We start from the raw sequence: 17,916 nt of genomic DNA, 5'->3' as shown, positions 1-17,916 counted from the left end.
GAGCGAGCCAAAAAAAGAAAGGCCCCGCGGACTCATGTCCCGGGGCCTTTGGTTTGCCTCGCGAGTTTTGCCCCGGCAATCAACCGGGGGCCGTCGTTCAGTCCGCCTGGTGGCGCAGGAACGACGGAATGTCGATGGTGTCGAGGTTGATCGCGGTGTTGCCGCGATGGGCGGTGCCGGCGTAGGCCTGCTGGACCTCGGCGTGCGACGGCTCGCTCGACTCGTTCGACTCCTCGCGGCGAGCATTGTCGATCACCACGCGCGGCTTGCTCGACTCGGCGTTGACGTTCTTGATCCGAGACAGCCCGGTGGCCACCAGCGTGACGCGCAGCTGACCGTCGAGCTCGTCGTCGACTGCGGTGCCCACCTTGACCACCGCCTCGTCGCCGGCCAACTCCTGGACCATCTCGCCGATCTCCATGAACTCGCCGATCGACAGGTCGCCGTTGGAGGTGACGTTGACCAGGATGCCCTCGGCGCCGGTGAGGTTGATGTCGTCGAGCAGCGGGCTGTGAATGGCCGCTTCTGCTGCCTCGGCGGCGCGATTGTCGCCGGTGCCGATGCCGGTGCCCATCATGGCCGTGCCCTTCTCGGTCATGATCGCCCGCACGTCGGCAAAATCGAGGTTGATCTCACCCGGACGGGTGATCAGCTCGGAGATACCGGCCACGGCGGTGAACAGCACCTCGTTGGCGGCGGCAAAGGCATCACGCAGGGCGGCCTGCTTGCCCATCACTGCGGTGAGCTGGTCGTTCGGGATGACGATCAGCGAGTCGACGTTGTCCTCGAGTTCCTGGATGCCTTCCATGGCCACGCTAGTGCGCTTCTTGCCCTCGAAGGAGAACGGCCGGGTTACTACCGCGACGGTGAGGATGTTCATGTCACGGGCGATCTGGGCGATTACCGGCGCCGCACCGGTGCCGGTGCCACCACCCATGCCGGTGGTGATGAACAGCATGTTGGCGTCGGAGATTGCCTCCTGGATCTGCTCGCGATCCTCGAGGGCGGCCTGGCGGCCCAGTTCCGGGTCGGCGCCTGCGCCGAGACCCTTGGTGATGTTCGCGCCGATCTGCAGTTGCGACGGCGCGTTGCTCTTCACCAGCGCCTGGGCATCGGTGTTGGCACTGATGTACTCGATGCCCTCGATGTGTTGCGTGACCATGTGGGCCACGGCGTTGCCGCCGCCCCCACCAACACCGATAACCTTGATCTTGGCGCTTTCGGTCTGCATTTCGGCCATAGTCCAGTTGCTCATGGTGTCATCTCCTTCTCTCGCGTGGCATTCAGATAAGTGGTGTGAATCAGAAGTGATCGCGGAACCAGCCCTTCAGGCGTTCCAGAACATTTCCATGGACCGTTGCCGGTCCATGGGCCGTTTGTTCGCGGGCCTGTTGCAGCCCGTGCAGCATCAAACCAATCCCGGCGGCGTTCGCCGGGTCCCCCAAGGCGTCCAGATTGCCGACCACACCCTGGGGGGTCCCCAGTCGGGCCGGCATCTGCAGAAAATCTTCGGCCAACTCGACGAAGCCCGGCATCTGTGCCGTGCCGCCGGTGAGCACCACGCCGGCGTTCACCAGGTTCTGGCAACCCGACTGGCGGATCTCCTCCTGCACGTAGGAAAGGAGCTCCTCCACCCGTGGGCGGACGATGCGCATCATCGTCTCCTGCGGAATGCGCCGCGGCGGGCGACCGGAAACCCCCGGCACCTCGATGGCACGTGAGGCTTCGCGCTCGTCCAGCGCACCGAGGTTGGCGTGGTTGATCTTGATCTTTTCGGCCTCGGCCGGCGGCGTGGTCAGGCCGTAGGAAAGGTCGTTGGTGATCTGCTCGCCGGCGATCGGCAGCACGGCGGCATAACGCAGTGCCCCGCCGGTATAGATCGCGATATCCGTGGTGCCACCGCCGATGTCGATCAGCACCACCCCGAGTTCGCGCTCGTCGTCGTTGAGCACGGCGCGGGCCGCGGCAATCGGCTCGAGGATGGTGCCCTCGACATGCACGTCACAACGCTCGACGCACTTGATCACGTTCTGCACGTTGTTCGCCGCCGAGGTGACGATGTGCACGTTCGCCTCCAGCCGATGGCCACTCATGCCTTGCGGTTTGCGGATACCGTCCTGCCCGTCGATGCGGAACTCCTGCGGCTCGCAATGCAGGATCTGCTGGCCATCGGGGATCTTCACCGCCCGGGCCGACTGGATCACCTGGCTGACATCGCCGTCGGTGATCTCGCGCCCCCCGGTGCCGGTCATCCCCTGCGAGTCCAGGCTGCGGACGTGATCGCCTGCGACCCCGACCCATGCCGACCCGATCTCGCAGTCCGACAGGGCACTCGCCCCGTCGATCGCGCGGCGAATCGCCATCGAGGTGGACTCGATATCGACCACCGAGCCACGCCGCAGCCCCTTGTTGGTCGGATGCGAGCCGTAGCCGATCAGGCTCAACCGCCCGTCGCCGTCGCATTCGCCAACGAGGGCCGCCACCTTGCTGGTGCCGATGTCGAGTCCGACAACGAACTCCCGCTCTCCTTTTCTCAACGCGCTCATGCTGTGTTTCTGCCCTTGATTGCCATGGTTTCGGTTCGTTCCTGGCTCCAAAACATCCTTGTCAGTCGTTTGTTGTCTTTTCGTTCGTTTCGCTGTCCGCCTCGCGCCAGGCCACGGCAAAGCCGTTGCTGTAGCGCAGGTCGATGCGCTCGACCCGGTCCATCTTCCCGGCCAGCGTGTCCGGGTAGACGTCCAGCAATCGCTGCAGTCGTGCCTCCAGCGATTCCTGCCCGGTGTGGATCACCGCCCCGGAGGCGAGCGCGAGACTCAGCGAGCCGCGCGGGCTCATCGTCACGCCCACGAGTTCCAATCCGACCGTGGCCAGCACCGGCTTGAGGCTGGTGTAGCGTTCCCAGACGGCCCACTGGCTTCCGGTCGGTCCGGCCAGCCGCGGCAGGCTCAGATCGACGGGTCGCCGCTGTGGGGCGAACACCGCGCCCGAAGCGCTCAGCAACCGGTCCCCGTTCCAGGCGGCGATCGGCTGATGGGTCTGCAGACTCACCAGCAGCCGATCCGGCCATTGCCGGGTAATACGCACCTCGGTAAGCCAGCCGTCCTCGAGCAATCGCTCGCGCAACGCCGCGATATCCACACTCCAGATCCCCTGTCCAAGCGCGGGCCACAGTTCCTGACGGGCCTGCTCCTGGGTGACGAAGCGATTGGCCCCGTCGATCTCCAGTGCCGCCACCGGCGACTGGAGCTTGAGCCAGACCCGCTGAGAGACCAGTGCCACCGCGGCGACAAAGGCCAGCCACAGTCCGATCCGCCAGGCCCAGCGCAACACCACCCGCAGGCCCGTAACGAACGCCGTCCAGCGCTCGCGCCAGCTCGGCCCGCGGGGCCGTACCCGGGAGGCACGTCGCGTTGTCATCAAACCGCTCCATCAGCCGACTCACCTCCCGTGGACACCCCGGCCGGGTGGGGCCGGCTGCCCAGGGTCTGCTCGAGAATGGCGACACACAGCCCCGGAAAGTCCATCCCGACCGCGTGCGCGGCCATGGGTACCAGCGAATGACTGGTCATCCCGGGGACTGTGTTTACCTCGATCAACCAGTGCCGCCCCTCGGCGTCGCGAATGAAATCAACGCGGCCCCAGCCTCGGGCACCGATCAGGCCGAATGCCGCCCGGGCCGCCTCGGCCAGCCGGGCCTCTTCCTCGGCCGAAAGGCCACAGGGAATCCGGTAGCCGGTGTCCTCGGCCTCGTACTTGGCCTGGTAGTCGTAAAAGGCATGCTCGGCGCTCGCCTCGATCCGGATCGCCGGCAGGCTCTGTTCGCCGAGGATCGCGACCGTGTACTCGCCACCGGCGATGAACTGCTCGACCATCACCTCGCCATGGGCGGCGGCCTCGCGGAACGCCGGTTCGACACCCGCCGGGTCATCGACCTTGCTCACGCCGACGCTGGAACCGTCCGCCGTCGGCTTGATAATTACCGGCCAACCCAGCGCCTCGGCGGCCTCGCGTGCCGCGGAGAGGCTGTCGACCATGGCAAAGGCGGGCGTGCCCAGTCCCGCGCCCTGCCAGATGCGCTTGCACATCACCTTGTCCATGCCAATGGCCGAGGCGGCCATGCCGCTGCCGGTGTAGGGCATCTCGGCCAGTTCCAGCAGTGCCTGAACCTGACCGTCCTCGCCGCCACGACCGTGCAAGGCGATAAAGACCCGATCGACCCGCTCGGCCAGCAGGCGATGGCCCAGTTCCTGGGCACCGGCGCGATCCAGATCGACGCCGATCGCATCCACGCCGCGGGAGATCAATGCCTCGTGGACGGCCCGACCGCTGGCGAGCGAGACCTCCCGCTCGGCCGACCAGCCGCCCATCAGCACCATCACGCGCCCCAGGGCTTGTGCTTGTGCCTGTTGTGCCTGCTCGTTCATGCCCGGTCCTCCCAGTGCTCGAGCAGCAACCCCGGCAGGCTGCCGACATTGCCGGCACCCAGCGTCAGGACAATGCCGTCTTCGCGGACCATGTCGTCGATCACCTCGACCACCTGGGCCGGCTCGGCGACAAAGACCGGGTCGACCTGGCCGCGGGCACGGATCGCCCGGGCCAAGCTGCGCCCGTCGGCACCGGCGATCGGCTGCTGCCCGGCGGCGTAGACCTCCATCAGGATCAGTTGGTCCACCTGCGAAAGCACCTCGACGAAGTCCTCGAACAGGTCGCGGGTGCGGGTATAGCGATGCGGCTGGAAGATCAGGAGCAGCGGCTCGTCCGGCCAGGCATCGCGCACCGCCGCCAGGGTGGCGGCAACCTCGCGCGGGTGGTGGCCGTAGTCGTCCAGCAGCATCCGCCTGCCATGGGTGAAGGCAAGCGAGCCGCGCCGCTCGAGGCGACGTCCGACGCCCTTGAAGCCGGCCAATGCCCGGACGATCGCCTCGCCCTCGACGCCCAGATCGTGGGCCACGGTAATCGCCGCCAGGGCATTCAGGATGTTGTGCCGTCCCGGCATCGCCAGGCGGCAATGCCACGACTCGCCGCCCGGCAGGCTGACCTCGAAGCTCGACTCGAAGCCGTCACTGTGGATGGCCGTGGCGCGCACGTCGGCCGGCGCGTCGATGCCATAGGTCAGCACCTGCCGACCCACCCGGTCGACGATGCTCATGGTGTGACTGTCATCGGCACACAGCACCGCCAACCCGTAGAACGGCAGGTTGTGCAGGAATTCGACGAAGTGATCGAGCAGGCGCGAGAAATCGTTGTCGTAGGTCTCGAGGTGATCGGCGTCGATATTGGTGACCACCGCGACGTGCGGCTGCAGGTGCAGGAAGGAGGCATCCGACTCGTCGGCCTCGGCGAGCAGGTATTCACCCCGGCCGAGGCGCGCGTTCGAGGCGCTGGATAGCAGCTTGCCGCCGATCACGTAGGTGGGATCGAGCCCCGCCTCGGCCATGATCGCGGCCAACAGCGAGGTGGTGGTGGTCTTGCCGTGGGTGCCGGCGACCGCCAACCCGATCCGAAACCGCATGATCTCGGCGAGCATCTCGGCACGACGCACCACCGGCATGCGCCGCTCGTGCGCCGCCAACAGCTCCGGGTTGTCCGCGGCGATCGCGGTCGAGACTACCAACACGTCGGCCCCGGCGAGATTCTCCGTGGCATGACCGATGAACACCTCGATGCCCAGCTCGCGCAGGTGCCGCACCGCCGGCGATTCGTTCATGTCCGAGCCGGACACCACGAAGCCCAGCGTGTGCAGCACCTCGGCGATACCGCTCATGCCCGCCCCGCCGATACCGACGAAGTGCAGGTGGCGCACCTTGCGCATGCGCACCTGGGCGACCGGGGCGAAATCGGCTGTCACTGCATCCATTACCGGCCCTCCCCGGATTGATTGTCTGGTTGGTTGTCTGGGGTTTTCCCGGCGATCACGTCCTCGCAGATCGCCGCGATCCGCGCGGTGCTGTCGGGCACGGCCGCCTCGCGGGCACGTGTCGCCATGTCGAGCAAGGCGGCCCGGTCGGCCAGCAGCGGCTCGAGCAGGCGTGCCAGGGTGTCGACGTCCGCCTCGCGCTGGTTCAAGAGCCGAGCGGCACCCTGATCAACCAGCCAGGCGGCATTGAATCGCTGGTGATCGTCGACGGCGTGTGGGAACGGCACGAACAGTGCGCCGATACCTGCAGCGGCGATCTCGGCAACGGTCATGGCGCCCGCCCGGGCGATGACGAAATCCGCCCAGCCGAAGGCCTCGGCCATGTCGTCGATGTAGCCCGATACCTCGTGACGACTGTCGGCACCCCAAGCGGCAGACTCGTAATGGGCGACTGCCTTCTCCAGGTGACGTGGCCCCGCCTGGTGACGCACGATGAGATCGGTTTCCTGGCTGATCCCCGCCAGGGCCTGAGGCACGGCCTCGTTGAGCGCCTGGGCGCCCAGGCTGCCGCCGAGGACCAGCACGCGCACCGGCCCACCACGACCCTCGAACCGGCTTGCCGGCTCCGGCAGGGCGGCGATTTCCGCACGCACGGGGTTGCCCACCACCTGGCTTGAGGCCAGCGCCTTCCCGAAGGCCTTCGGGTAGGCCGCCAGCGTCACGCGGGCCAAGCGGGAGAGCACCCGGTTGGTCAGCCCGGCAATGGCGTTCTGTTCGTGGATCACCAGCGGCCGGCGCAACAGCCAGGCCGCAAGTCCGCCCGGCCCGGCGGCAAAGCCGCCCATGCCGATCACCAAAGCGGGGCGGTGACGGCGCAACAGCCGGCCGGCCTGCCAGACGGCGTGCAGCAGCCGCAAGGGCGCTGCCAGCCGGGTGGCCAGCCCCTTGCCGCGCAGGCCGCCGATTGCGAGGTAGTCGATCGGGTAGCCGGCCTCTGGGACCAGGCGCGATTCGATGCCGCGCTCGGTGCCCATCCAGCGGATGGCGTAGCCGCGCTCGGCCAGTGCACCGGCCACCGCCAGTGCCGGCACCACGTGCCCGCCGGTACCGCCGGCCATGACGTAGATCACCGCGCGGCTCACCGGGTCACCTCCCGCACATCCTCGATACCGGCCTCGGCCATCGCCCGGCTGGCCTCGTGGTGTACGCGCAGGATCAGGCCCATGGCGAGCAGGGTCGCGACCATCGCCGAACCGCCGTAGCTGATCAGCGGCAGGGTCAGGCCCTTGGTGGGCAGCAGCCCCATGTTCACGCCCATGTTGATCAGCGTCTGCATGCCGATCCAGGTGCTGATGCCCCAGGCCAGCGCCGCGCCGGTGTAGTGCTTCACCGCCCAAGCCATGCGCGCGATCACGAAGCCACGCCAGACCAGCACCCCGTAGAGCCCCAGCAACGCGATGACGCCGAACAGGCCAAACTCCTCGGCGTAGACGGCGAAGATGAAATCGGTGTGCGCCTCCGGCAGATAGGCGAGCTTCTGCACGCCCTCGCCCAGACCGCGGCCGAACAGCCCGCCGGTACCGATGGCAATCAGGGCGTTGACCAGCTGATAACCGTCGCCGAACGGGTCGGCAAAGGGATTGGAGAATGACAGCAGACGATCGACCCGGTACTGGGCCGAGAACACGCCGACCACGGCCAATGCCCCGCCGGCGGCCATCAACATCAACATGGTTTGCAGCTGGGCGCGCATCAGCCAGGCCATGGCAAAGAGTGTCGCGCCGAGCACCAGGGTATTGCCGTAGTCCGGCTGCAGCAGCAGGAGCGTCGAGGCGAGCATGATCACGGCCACCGGGGCTGCCATGCCGCGGATACGCGTCTGTACCTTCTCCAGGTGCACACCGAGATAGGCAGCCATCCAGACGATCATGCCCAGGCGGGCAAACTCGCTCACCTGGACCCGCATGAAGCCCAGATCGATCCAGCGCGTCGCGCCGTTCACGGTGTGTGCCACCCCCGGGATGAACAACACGGCCAAGGACAGGATCGAGGCGATCAGGATCACATTGCGCAGGGCCACGAAGTGGCGCAACGGCACCATCAGCAGCACCGACAGCGCGATCAAGCCGACGACCACCGCGCCTGACTGACGAATCAGCAGACCCCGGCCGGCTGCCGCGGAATCGCCCATGCCGAGGGTGGCCGATGCGACCATCACCAGGCCGATCGACAACAGCGCCAGCAGCGCGATGAGGAGCGACCGATCCAGGGAAATGCCGCTGGTGGCATCTTTTGCTCCGTCGACCACATTGCGATCGGCGAGCCATTGCAGACCCTGGCTGCCCAGGCGTCCAAGCGATTGCCAACCGCGGGCGTTGAGTTGCCACAGGCTCATGAGGCCACCTCCACGGACACCTGCGCCGGTACATCACGCGGGTCGCAGATCGACTCGGCCGCCCGGGCAAAATGCTCGCCGCGATCGGCATAGCCGCGGAACTGGTCGAAGCTCGCACAGGCCGGGGACAGCAACACCACTACCTGCCGACCTGGCGATACCCGGGCAGAGGCCTGCTCGGCGGCCCAGGTCACGGCGGCCTCGAGCGACTCGCAACGTGCGATGGGCAACGTGCCCCCGGCGACCGGGACGAGCGCCGATTCGATCCGGTCGGCATCGACGCCGATCAGCGCCACGCCCAGGGCGTGGGTCTTGAGGGCCGTGGCCAGCTCGTCGAAGGACTGACCCTTGGCCTGCCCACCGACGATCACTACCTGGCCGGCCACGCCGCCCGCGGCCAACCCGTCGATGGCGGCCACGGCAGCACCGACATTGGTGGCCTTGGAGTCGTTGATGAAGCGCACCTCGCCGCCATTAACCGGCCAGCGGCAGACCACCTGCATGCGATGCGGCAGGCCGGTGAACGTGGCCAACGCGGCGCGCAGGGCCGCCCCGTCGAGCGCGGCTCGACCGGCTACGGCCTCGACCAGCGCCAGGGCAGCCAAGGCATTCATGCGGTTGTGAGCCCCCGGCAGGGAAAGATCCTCGCCGGCGAACAGCACCTGGTCGTCGCGGCAAAGGGATTCGCCATCGGCATCCAGGTAATAGCGATGCTCGGCGCCAAGCGAGTCGTCGCTCGCCCCGGCGGAAAAGGTCACGACCCGAGCGCCACTGTCGGCCGCCATCGACGCGACGCGCGCATCGTCAACATTGATCACGGCCGTCTCGGCATGGACGAGGATCTTTTGCTTGAGCGCCGCGTAGGCCTCGATCGAGCCGTGCCGGTCGAGGTGATCGGCACTGATATTTAATACGGTCGCGGCCCGTGCGCGGATGGCCTCGGGATCGCAGGCCTCCAACTGGAAGCTCGAGACCTCGAGCACCAGGATATCGCCCGATTCGGCCAGCAGGTCCAGGGCCGGGGTGCCGTAATTGCCACCGATGGCCACCCGGTAGCCCGCGGCGGTGAGCAATTCGGCGGTCAGTGCCGTGACCGTGCTCTTGCCGTTGGAACCGGTGATCAGGACATAGGGCACCGGGGCGTGGCGCAGGGCGACGGCAATGTCGCTCTCCACCGGGATGCCGCGACGGCGCGCCTCGTCCAGAAGCCCGGCCAGCGGTTCGGACGCGGGGTTCAAACCCGGGCTCAACACGATGCCGTCGAGTGCTTGGAGGTCGGCCGAGTCGAGCATGGCCGCGCCAATCTCCCCGTCGAAGACCGTGCCGACGCCGAATGCCTCGAGCCAGGCGGCGCGCGGGGCGCTCGCCCCGCGGGTGTCGGCGGCGACGAACGACTCGCCACGACGAGCGAAGAAGCGCCCCGCGGAAAATCCGGTCTGTCCCATGCCGACAATCAGCTTCATCAGCGCACCTTCATCGTTGCCAGGCCGACCAACACCAGAATCACGGTGATGATCCAGAAGCGCACGATGACCTTCGGCTCGGGCCAGCCCTTGAGCTCGAAGTGGTGATGGATCGGCGCCATGCGGAAGATGCGCTTGCCGGTCAGCTTGAACGAGGCGACCTGGAGCATCACCGAGACGGTCTCGAGCACGAAGATGCCGCCCATGATGAACAGCACGATTTCCTGGCGGACCATCACGGCGACGATGCCCAGGGCCGCACCCAGGGCCAGCGCACCCACGTCGCCCATGAACACCTGGGCGGGGTAGCTGTTGAACCAGAGAAAGCCGAGCCCCGCACCGACGATCGCGGCGCAGAAGACCACCAGTTCGCCCACCCCGGCGATGAATGGCAGGCCGAGGTAATTGGCGAACTCGTAGTGACCGGTGACGTAGGCAAACGCGCCCAATCCGCCGGCGACCAGGACGGTGGGCATGATCGCCAGCCCGTCGAGCCCGTCGGTGAGGTTGACGGCGTTCGAGCTGCCGACTACCACGAAATAGGTCAGGATCACGAAGCCGAAGCCCAACGGGATCAGGGCATCCTTGACCAGCGGGATCAGCAGACTGGTCTCGGCCGGCGTCTCGGCGATCGAGAACAGGAAGACGGCGGCGACCAGCGCGATGACCGACTGGCCCAGGTATTTCCAACGCGCGGCCAGTCCGTCGCTGTTGCGACGCGAGAGCTTGAGGTAGTCGTCCCAACCGCCGATCAGACCAAAGCCCATGGTGGTCAGCAGCGCGACCCATACATAGACATTGCCGAGGCTGCCCCAGAGCAGCATCGACACGGCAATCGAGATCAGGATCAGCGCCCCGCCCATGGTGGGCGTGCCTGCCTTGGCCAGATGGGTCTGCGGGCCCAGTTCGCGGATCGGCTGACCCGCCTTGACGCTTTGCAGCCAGCGGATAACGAACGGGCCAATCGCCAGCGAGATCAACAACGCCGTGGCCACGCCCAGCATCGCGCGGAACGTCAGGTATTCGAATACGCCAAAGAAGCTGGCGTACTGGGTCAGCCATTCAGTCAGCCAGAGCAGCATCTCGCCCTCTCCCTGTGGTTTTATTGCCGGTCCCCGGCGTGATGCCGATCTCCCGTTCGAAGGCCTCGCGGACCCGTTCGATGTGCATGAAGCGTGAGCCCTTGAGCAGCACGGTCACGGCCGTCCGGCCGCGGTCGGCCAGGCGCTGGCGCAATGCCTGGGTGGCCGCCTCGCTGTCCTCGACCACCTCGAGCGAGTCGGCCGGGCCACCGGCGGCCTCGAAACCGGCGGCGAGCGCCGCGGCCCCCGGACCGACCGCGATCACCCCCTGGAGTTCCTGGCCAGCGGCGAACTCGCCCAACTGGCGGTGCAGTAGCTCGTCCTCCGAACCCAGCTCGCCCATGCTGCCGAGCACGGCAAACCGTGCCCCGGGCTGGCCGGCCAGGTAACCGAGTGCGGCCCGCATGGACTCGGGGTTGGCGTTGTAGCTGTCATCGATCAATCGCCAGCCGTTGGCGAGCACCACAAGACCCATCCGACCGGCCGGCGGGTGGAAGGTGGACAGCCCGGTCGTGATCGCCTCGACGGGCGCACCCGCCAGGCGTGCCAGCCCGATCGCGGCGAGCAGATTGGCAGCGTTGTGCGCACCGGCCATGGGCACGGCAAGGCGATCGAACACCGGCTGACTGCGTTCGGTGACCGACAGCTCGTGGGCCGTCGCATCGTATTCGCCGAACCAGGTTGCCCATTCACGATGGCAGGGATCGAGCGTGAAGGTCTCGGCCTGCGGCGCGGCCTTCAGCCACTGGTCGGCGCCGTTGGAATCCAGGTTGATCAGCGCTCGGGCCGCGGCGGGGCAGTGGCGATAGATCTCGCCCTTGGCCTCGATGATGCGTTCGACCGAGCCGAACTCGCCTACGTGGGCACGACCGGCCATGGTGACCACGACGATGTCCGGGGCGACCAACTCGGTCAGCCGGGCGATCTCGCCAACGTGGTTGGCACCCATCTCGACTACCGCAAAACGCGTTTCGGGCGCCCAGTCGAGCAAGGTCAGTGGAACGCCGATGTCATTGTTGAGATTACCGCGGGTGGCCGCCGTGGCGCCGATCTGACCCAGCATGGCGGCTAGCAGTTCCTTGACGGTGGTCTTGCCGCTGCTGCCGGTGATCCCGATCACGGTCGGATCGACCGCCTCGCGCCAGCCCCGGGCCAACCGCCCCAGGGCGGCGAGCGTGTCGTCGACGATCACCTGTGGCAGGGCACAATCCGGTTGTTCGCGTTCGACCAGCGCGGCGACCGCCCCCTGTTGGGCCGCCTGGTCGATGAAGCCATGCGCATCGAAGTTCGGGCCCTTCAGGGCGACGAACAGTCGGCCACCCAGCTCGGCGCGGGTGTCGGTGCCGACGCCGGCTACCGGCACTCCACCGTCGGCGGTCGGGGCCAGGCGTCCCTCGGCCCAGCGGGCGATCTGGTCGAGCGTGGCCCGAATCATGGCGCCACCTCCCGTGCCTGTTCGCGAACCACCAGACGGTCATCGAACGGGCGTACCTGGTCGCCGACTTCCTGGCCGGTTTCATGGCCCTTGCCGGCAACCAGCAGGCAATCGCCCGGACGCCCGTCGGCGAGCCGGCGGATACCGTTGGCAATCGCCTCCTGCCGATCGACGAGGCGTTCGACCTCCGCGGGGTGCGTCATGCCGGTCAGGATCGCGTCGATGATCGCCTCGGGCGATTCACTGCGCGGGTTGTCACTGGTGACGATTACCCAGTCGGCCAGTCGTTCGGCCACGGCTCCCATCAGCGGGCGCTTGCCGGTGTCGCGGTCGCCGCCACAGCCGAAGATCACACCCAAGCGGGCGCCATGAGGCAGCCCTTCACGCAGGCTGGCAAGCACGTTCTCCAGGGCATCGGCGGTATGGGCGTAGTCGACCACGGCAGTCATGCCGCGACCGATCACAAAAGTTTCCATCCGGCCCGGCGGGGTCTTGAGCCGTCCCACATGGTGGGCAAGGGCATCGAGCGTCTCGCCCACTACCAAGCGCGCGGCCAGCGCGGCGAGCAGGTTCTCGGCATTGAAGCGACCGGCCAGCGCCGCCTCGAGCTCGGCCCGTTCGCCGAAGCCGCTGACTGCTAGTCGCATGCGGCCCGACTCCGGGGCCTCGAGCACGCCGGTCAGGCATGGGCGGCAGTCGGTCGAGCCGGCCGCCGGGGCCAGCGAGTAACACAGCTGGCGTGGCGCGTCATCTCGGGCGGCGAGTGTGTCGAGCATTCGCGCCGTCGCCGACTGGTCGGCATTGAGTACCGCCTGGCGCAGGCTCGGCAAGGCGAACAGGCGGGCCTTGGCCCCGAGGTAGGCCTCGACGTCGCCGTGATAGTCGAAGTGGTCCCGACCGAGGTTGGTGAACACCCCGGTGCGGATGGGCAGGCCGTCTACCCGGCCCTGGGTCAGGGCGTGGGAGGAGACTTCCATGACGATCTCGCGCGCGCCCTCACGGACCAGTTCACCGATCAGGCGCCAGTTTTCGATCAGTCCCGGCGTGGTGTTGGTCGTGGACTGGTACTCCGCTCGCGGCGACCACAGCCCCCAACCCAGCGTACCGATCACCCCGACGGGCTCGCCGTCGAAGCCGATCAACCCGGCGATCAGGTGGCAGACGGTGGTCTTGCCGTTGGTCCCGGTGACCGCGGTAATCGCAACCGCCTCGTGGTTCCAGCCATTGGCCTGCATGATCAGTTCGGCGATCGCCTCCTCCGGGCGGTCGACCAGCACCACGCCCTTGGCCGGCGTAAGCCCGGCACCAATGACTCCGGCCGCCCCGCGGGCCAATGCATCCGCGACGAACCGATCGGCATCGTGCGACTGGGTTTCGCGGGCATAGAAGAGCGTGCTGGCATCGAGATCGCGGCTATCGTCGCTGATCGCACGCACCCGACGATCTGGGGCGCCGGCATGACGCAGCCGGGCAATCTCTCGCAAACCGATTTCGGGGAATGCCACGCGCGCCATGTCAGCCAGCCTCCCGGGATCGATTGGAGTCGGCCACCACGGACGGCAGGTCCCCGGCAATCTGCCCGGCAGGCAGTTCCGGCAGGTTGTCCGGGCGGATATTGAGCATGCGCAGCGCACCGCTCATCACCCGCTGGAAGACGGGTGCGGCGACATCGCCGGCATAGACCTTGCCGGCATTGGGCCGATGCAGGACGACGACCAGGGCCAGCCGCGGATCGCTCGCCGGAGCCAGGCCGGCAAAGACAGTGTTGTAGTCGGTTCGGGAGTAGCCGCCCTCGCCCAGGCGTCGCACGGTGCCGGTCTTGCCGGCAACCTGGAAGCCGGTTACGGCAGCCTCGGGTGCGGTGCCGGTCGGCGAAACCACGGAACGCAACATGCCGACCACGCGGTCGGCTACTTCGGGCTCGAACACCGGCCGCGTTTCGGGTGGGTCGTCCAGGCGCAACAGGCTGGGTGCCACGAACTGACCGCCATTGCCTAGTGCGACATAGGCCGAGGCCAGTTGCAACGGCGTAACCGCCAGTCCATAGCCGTAGCTGTGTGCGGCCGTGTCGGCCACACGCCAGTCGCGCCACAGGCTGAGCGAGCCGGAGGCCTCGCCCGGGAAACCCACGCCGGTGACCTGCCCGAAGCCCAGCCCCCGGTAGGTGTTCCAGATGACCTGGGCCCCGAGGTCCTCGGCCAGCATGCTCGCACCGATGTTGCTCGATTTCTCCAGCAGGCCGGTCATGTCCAGCGTGCCGTAATTGCGGTGATCGTGGATGGTAAAGCCACCGACCCGACGATAGCCCGGGGCCGTGTCGACGGTATCGGACGGCTGCCATCGACCGCTGGCGAGCGCAGCGGCCACGGTAAAAGGCTTGACCGCCGAACCCGGCTCGAACTGATCGACTATCGAGTGGTGACGGGTAAGCGACGGGTCGATCGCGGCCCGATTGTTCGGGTTGAACGACGGCGCACTGGCCATGGCCAACACCTCGCCGGTGGCCACGTTCATCAGGGTGGCCGATCCACCCAGCGCATCATGCTCCTCGACTGCACGCGATAGTTCGCGATACGCAAGGTATTGCAACCGCCGATCGATGGAGAGGGCGAGATCCTGCCCCGGCCGCGCGGCCTGAACCACGCCCAGGTCGACAATCTCGCGACCATCACCGTCCTTGAGGATGCGTCGCTTGCCCGGGGTACCGGCTAGCAGCTCGTCGAAACTCAGCTCGATGCCGGCCAGCCCCTCGTCGTCGATATTGGCAAAGCCCAGCAGCGGCGCGGTGACGTCCGCGGTCGGATAGAAACGCTTGTATTCACGCTTGAGACCCACGCCCGGCAGCTTGGCCGCACGCACCGCCTCGGCGAGGCTCGGGCGCACCTGGCGGGCGACGTACAGGAACCGGCGCGAGCCGTATTCACGTACCCGCCGCTGCAACTCGGCGGCAGGCTGATCGAGGATTTTCGCCAGCCGGGTGACCGCCTCGGGGTGGGCGCCGATCACCTTGGGGTCGATCCAGATCGCGTGCATCGCGACGCTGATGGCCAACGGCTCGCCGTGGCGATCGGTGATCATGCCGCGATGGGCCGCAATGGTCTGTACGCGCTGTTGGCGATCACCGCCCTGCTCGGCATAGAAATCCCGTTCGGTGACCTGCAACTGCACCGCCCGACCGAGCAGCATGACTGCCGCGAACGCAAACACCATCAGCACGACACCCGCACGCCAGCGCACGCCCAGCCAGGTGGCCCAACGGGTAATAAATGCCCAGGCCGCCTTCATCGGAACACCACCGTGATCTGATCCTCGGCCGGCGGACGCATGCCGAGGTCTTCAGTCGCGATACGTTCGATCCGCCCCTGGGCGGTCAACGTGCCCTCTTCGAGCTGCAGCTCGGCATAGGTCCCTTCGAGACGTTCGATGCCGTCCCGCGCCACGGCGATCTGCTGGGTCAGTCGCCGATCCTCGGCCACCAGCACCACCACCGCGAGGGCGCTCGAGACAACCAGCACCAGCAAGAAGAGATTGACCGCCCTCATGACGTGCGCTCCGCGACCCGCATGATCGCGCTGCGTGCACGCGGGTTCTTGGCGGTTTCCTCGCGGCCGGCGCGAATGGCCTTGCCGACTTTCTTCAACGCCACCTCGCCGACCGGGTTGCCGAAGAAATCCTTGCCGGCCGTGCTGTGATCGCGGATGAAGCGTTTGACGATACGGTCCTCGAGCGAATGGAAGCTGATCACCACCAGCCGGCCACCCGGCGCGAGGTGCTCGAGCGCCTGCTCGAGGGCCCGGGTGATCTCGTCGAGTTCCTTGTTTATATAGAGCCGGATCGCCTGGAACGTGCGGGTGGCCGGATGCTTGTTTGGGTCGCGCCTCGGGATGGCCGCGACGACGCAATCCACGAGGTCAGTCGTGCGGGTCAGCGGGGCTTGCTCGCGACGGTCAACGATGCCGGCGGCGATCCGACGGGCGAAGCGTTCCTCGCCGAGCCGGAACAGCACGTCACGGATCTCCTCTTCCTCGGCGACCGCCAGCCAGTCGGCCGCCGACGGCCCGTGGCTTTGGTCCATCCGCATGTCCAGCGGACCGTCGAATCGGAACGAAAAACCGCGCTCGGCCTGATCGAGCTGCGGGGAGGACACGCCCAGATCGAACATCACGCCGTCCACCGGCTGGTCGATGCCGTGCTCGGCCAGGGCCTCGCCCCAGCCGGAAAAGGAGGCCTTGATAAAGGAGAAGCGAGAATCCTCGTCGGCGAGCCGGGCCGCACTGTCCGCGGCTTCGGCATCGCGATCGAAACCGACCAGTCGCCCCTTCGCGGATAGCTTCGCCAGAATGGCGCGGCTGTGGCCGCCACGACCGAAGGTGCCATCCACATAGATGCCAGCCGAGTCGGTGACCAGGTTATCAACCGCCTCGTCGCGCAGCACCGTGTCGTGGCTGGCATCGAAGGTCATAGCGACAGGGTCTCCAGGGCCGTGGGCAGTTGGTCGTCCTCGTCGGACTGGTCGAGGAACTCCTCGGTCATCTGGCTCCACAGTGGCTGCGACCAGAGCTCGAGCTTCTTGCCCTGCCCGACCAGCACGGCCGGTTTTTCCAGCTTCGCGTGGGCGCGCAGCGCGGGGGGAATGACAATACGGCCGGCCGAGTCGAATTCGACCTGGGTGGCGTGACCGATCAACATCCGCTTGATGCGGTTGGCGGTCTTGTTGAAGGACGGCAGGGCATCGATCTGTTTCTCGATTTCCAACCAGGTCGCCAGCGGGTAGATAAGGAGGCAGTGTTCCTGCGTGTCGATGGTGAGGATCAGTTGGTTCTCATCTTGGGCAAACGCCTCCCGATGACGCGTGGGCATGGCCAGGCGACCTTTGGCGTCGAGATTCAGGTTGGTGATGCCTCGGAACACTTTTTCCCACTTTTTCCCACTTTTCTACACCTGCGCGCACTATAGCCCCAGGCAACAGGGCTATCAAGCAAATGGCGGCATTTTTCTTTTGACCACAAGGAGTTAGCCAACAAAGGAAGGGAAATCGGGACGCTGTTTCCAGATAAAAACAGGGGGTTACCGCGCATAGATAACAAAGCGCACGAGGATGTGCGCAGCCGCATCCCGGCGCACCGAAGTGCCGGTGGGGGAAAGTGGGAGGAAATCGGGTACGGGTGCCGCGCGTGGAGTCGAGCGTGTCCGCCAAGTCGGCAGGGCTTCGATCAGCCGCGTTCGCCGGCGGAAACGGGACCGTTCCGCCGAAAACACAATAATGGGGTGGAGTCAGCCGGTAAGCCGGGTTCTGTCGTGGATTGCCATTCATCTGGGCGCGACGTCACCGTCGCGCTCGAGCAGCCTACCCGGGAACAGCGCGGGCCACGCCATTGTTCCCCTATTTGGCCTTGCTCCCGGTGGGGTTTACCGTGCCACGACGTGTTACCACGCGTGCGGTGCGCTCTTACCGCACCCTTTCACCCTTACCTGTGCCACCTTGCGGTGGCCATCGGCGGTCTACTCTCTGCTGCACTTTCCGTCGACTCGCGCCGCCCAGGCGTTACCTGGCACCGTGCCCTATGGAGCCCGGACTTTCCTCGACGTTCACGAGGAACGCCGCGACAATCTGGCCAACTCCGGCGGCGGAGTATAAAGAAACCGCAGGCGGTGTCGAGGCGAGCGTGATTCGAGCGCCGTCA

The 17,916-nt window shown here is 66.8% G+C and carries 15 protein-coding genes and 1 other RNA gene; all 16 read right to left on the bottom strand.

All coding sequences use genetic code 11. From position 1 onward, the window contains the following. Positions 1 to 97 precede the first annotated feature (97 nt). The 16 genes from ftsZ to rnpB all read right to left on the bottom strand — a co-directional run bounded on the left by ftsZ (position 98) and on the right by rnpB (position 17,855). Positions 98 to 1,255 carry a cell division protein FtsZ gene (gene ftsZ, locus D5687_RS00540; protein WP_240031373.1) on the bottom strand — a complete coding sequence of 386 codons (1,158 nt, stop codon included), beginning with the start codon at positions 1,253 to 1,255 and terminating at the stop codon, positions 98 to 100. A 46-nt stretch (positions 1,256 to 1,301) separates the two neighbouring features. Continuing rightward, positions 1,302 to 2,546: a cell division protein FtsA gene (ftsA, locus tag D5687_RS00535; protein ID WP_125197801.1), complete on the bottom strand. Its 1,245-nt coding sequence runs from the start codon at positions 2,544 to 2,546 to the stop codon at positions 1,302 to 1,304. 61 nt (positions 2,547 to 2,607) lie between these two features. After that, entirely contained in the window at positions 2,608 to 3,417 is an 810-nt protein-coding gene (locus D5687_RS00530; protein WP_125197800.1) for a cell division protein FtsQ/DivIB, read from the bottom strand. Then, entirely contained in the window at positions 3,417 to 4,424 is a 1,008-nt protein-coding gene (locus tag D5687_RS00525; protein ID WP_125197799.1) for a D-alanine--D-alanine ligase, read from the bottom strand. The genes D5687_RS00530 and D5687_RS00525 overlap by 1 nt, the downstream gene beginning before the upstream one ends. Further along, on the bottom strand, positions 4,421 to 5,857 hold the full coding sequence (murC, locus tag D5687_RS00520; protein WP_240031372.1) for a UDP-N-acetylmuramate--L-alanine ligase: 1,437 nt from the start codon (positions 5,855 to 5,857) through the stop codon (positions 4,421 to 4,423). The genes D5687_RS00525 and murC overlap by 4 nt, the downstream gene beginning before the upstream one ends. Continuing rightward, positions 5,857 to 6,975 carry an undecaprenyldiphospho-muramoylpentapeptide beta-N-acetylglucosaminyltransferase gene (gene murG, locus D5687_RS00515; RefSeq protein ID WP_125197967.1) on the bottom strand — a complete coding sequence of 373 codons (1,119 nt, stop codon included), beginning with the start codon at positions 6,973 to 6,975 and terminating at the stop codon, positions 5,857 to 5,859. Before murG ends, murC begins: the two co-directional genes overlap by 1 nt. A gap of 20 nt (positions 6,976 to 6,995) precedes the next feature. After that, positions 6,996 to 8,252, bottom strand: coding sequence for a putative lipid II flippase FtsW (gene ftsW / locus D5687_RS00510; protein WP_125197798.1), 1,257 nt, complete (start codon positions 8,250 to 8,252; stop codon positions 6,996 to 6,998). Beyond that, positions 8,249 to 9,715, bottom strand: a complete 1,467-nt coding sequence (gene murD / locus D5687_RS00505) for a UDP-N-acetylmuramoyl-L-alanine--D-glutamate ligase (protein WP_125197797.1) — start codon at positions 9,713 to 9,715, stop codon at positions 8,249 to 8,251. The genes ftsW and murD overlap by 4 nt, the downstream gene beginning before the upstream one ends. Next, positions 9,715 to 10,797, bottom strand: a complete 1,083-nt coding sequence (gene mraY, locus D5687_RS00500; RefSeq protein WP_125197796.1) for a phospho-N-acetylmuramoyl-pentapeptide-transferase — start codon at positions 10,795 to 10,797, stop codon at positions 9,715 to 9,717. Before mraY ends, murD begins: the two co-directional genes overlap by 1 nt. Continuing rightward, a complete protein-coding gene (murF, locus tag D5687_RS00495) occupies positions 10,778 to 12,232 on the bottom strand; it encodes a UDP-N-acetylmuramoyl-tripeptide--D-alanyl-D-alanine ligase (RefSeq protein ID WP_125197795.1) in 1,455 nt (484 codons plus the stop codon). The genes mraY and murF overlap by 20 nt, the downstream gene beginning before the upstream one ends. Beyond that, positions 12,229 to 13,746: a UDP-N-acetylmuramoyl-L-alanyl-D-glutamate--2,6-diaminopimelate ligase gene (locus D5687_RS00490; RefSeq protein WP_125197794.1), complete on the bottom strand. Its 1,518-nt coding sequence runs from the start codon at positions 13,744 to 13,746 to the stop codon at positions 12,229 to 12,231. The genes murF and D5687_RS00490 overlap by 4 nt, the downstream gene beginning before the upstream one ends. A gap of 1 nt (position 13,747) precedes the next feature. Beyond that, complete coding sequence (locus D5687_RS00485; RefSeq protein WP_125197793.1) at positions 13,748 to 15,517, bottom strand: penicillin-binding protein 2; 1,770 nt, start codon at positions 15,515 to 15,517, stop codon at positions 13,748 to 13,750. Continuing rightward, a complete protein-coding gene (gene ftsL / locus D5687_RS00480) occupies positions 15,514 to 15,774 on the bottom strand; it encodes a cell division protein FtsL (protein ID WP_125197792.1) in 261 nt (86 codons plus the stop codon). The genes D5687_RS00485 and ftsL overlap by 4 nt, the downstream gene beginning before the upstream one ends. Next, complete coding sequence (rsmH, locus tag D5687_RS00475) at positions 15,771 to 16,694, bottom strand: 16S rRNA (cytosine(1402)-N(4))-methyltransferase RsmH (RefSeq protein WP_125197791.1); 924 nt, start codon at positions 16,692 to 16,694, stop codon at positions 15,771 to 15,773. Before rsmH ends, ftsL begins: the two co-directional genes overlap by 4 nt. Continuing rightward, a complete protein-coding gene (mraZ, locus tag D5687_RS00470) occupies positions 16,691 to 17,143 on the bottom strand; it encodes a division/cell wall cluster transcriptional repressor MraZ (protein ID WP_125197790.1) in 453 nt (150 codons plus the stop codon). The genes rsmH and mraZ overlap by 4 nt, the downstream gene beginning before the upstream one ends. A gap of 355 nt (positions 17,144 to 17,498) precedes the next feature. Further along, positions 17,499 to 17,855: RNase P RNA component class A (rnpB, locus tag D5687_RS00465), an RNA gene on the bottom strand. Between the last annotated feature and the right edge of the window lie 61 nt (positions 17,856 to 17,916).

Source organism: Guyparkeria sp. SCN-R1, from assembly GCF_003932495.1.
In the GTDB taxonomy this organism is placed as follows: Bacteria; Pseudomonadota; Gammaproteobacteria; order Halothiobacillales; family Halothiobacillaceae; genus Guyparkeria.
The sequence above is the reverse complement of the archived record's forward strand: the minus strand, read 5'-3'. Positions and strand labels throughout refer to the sequence as shown.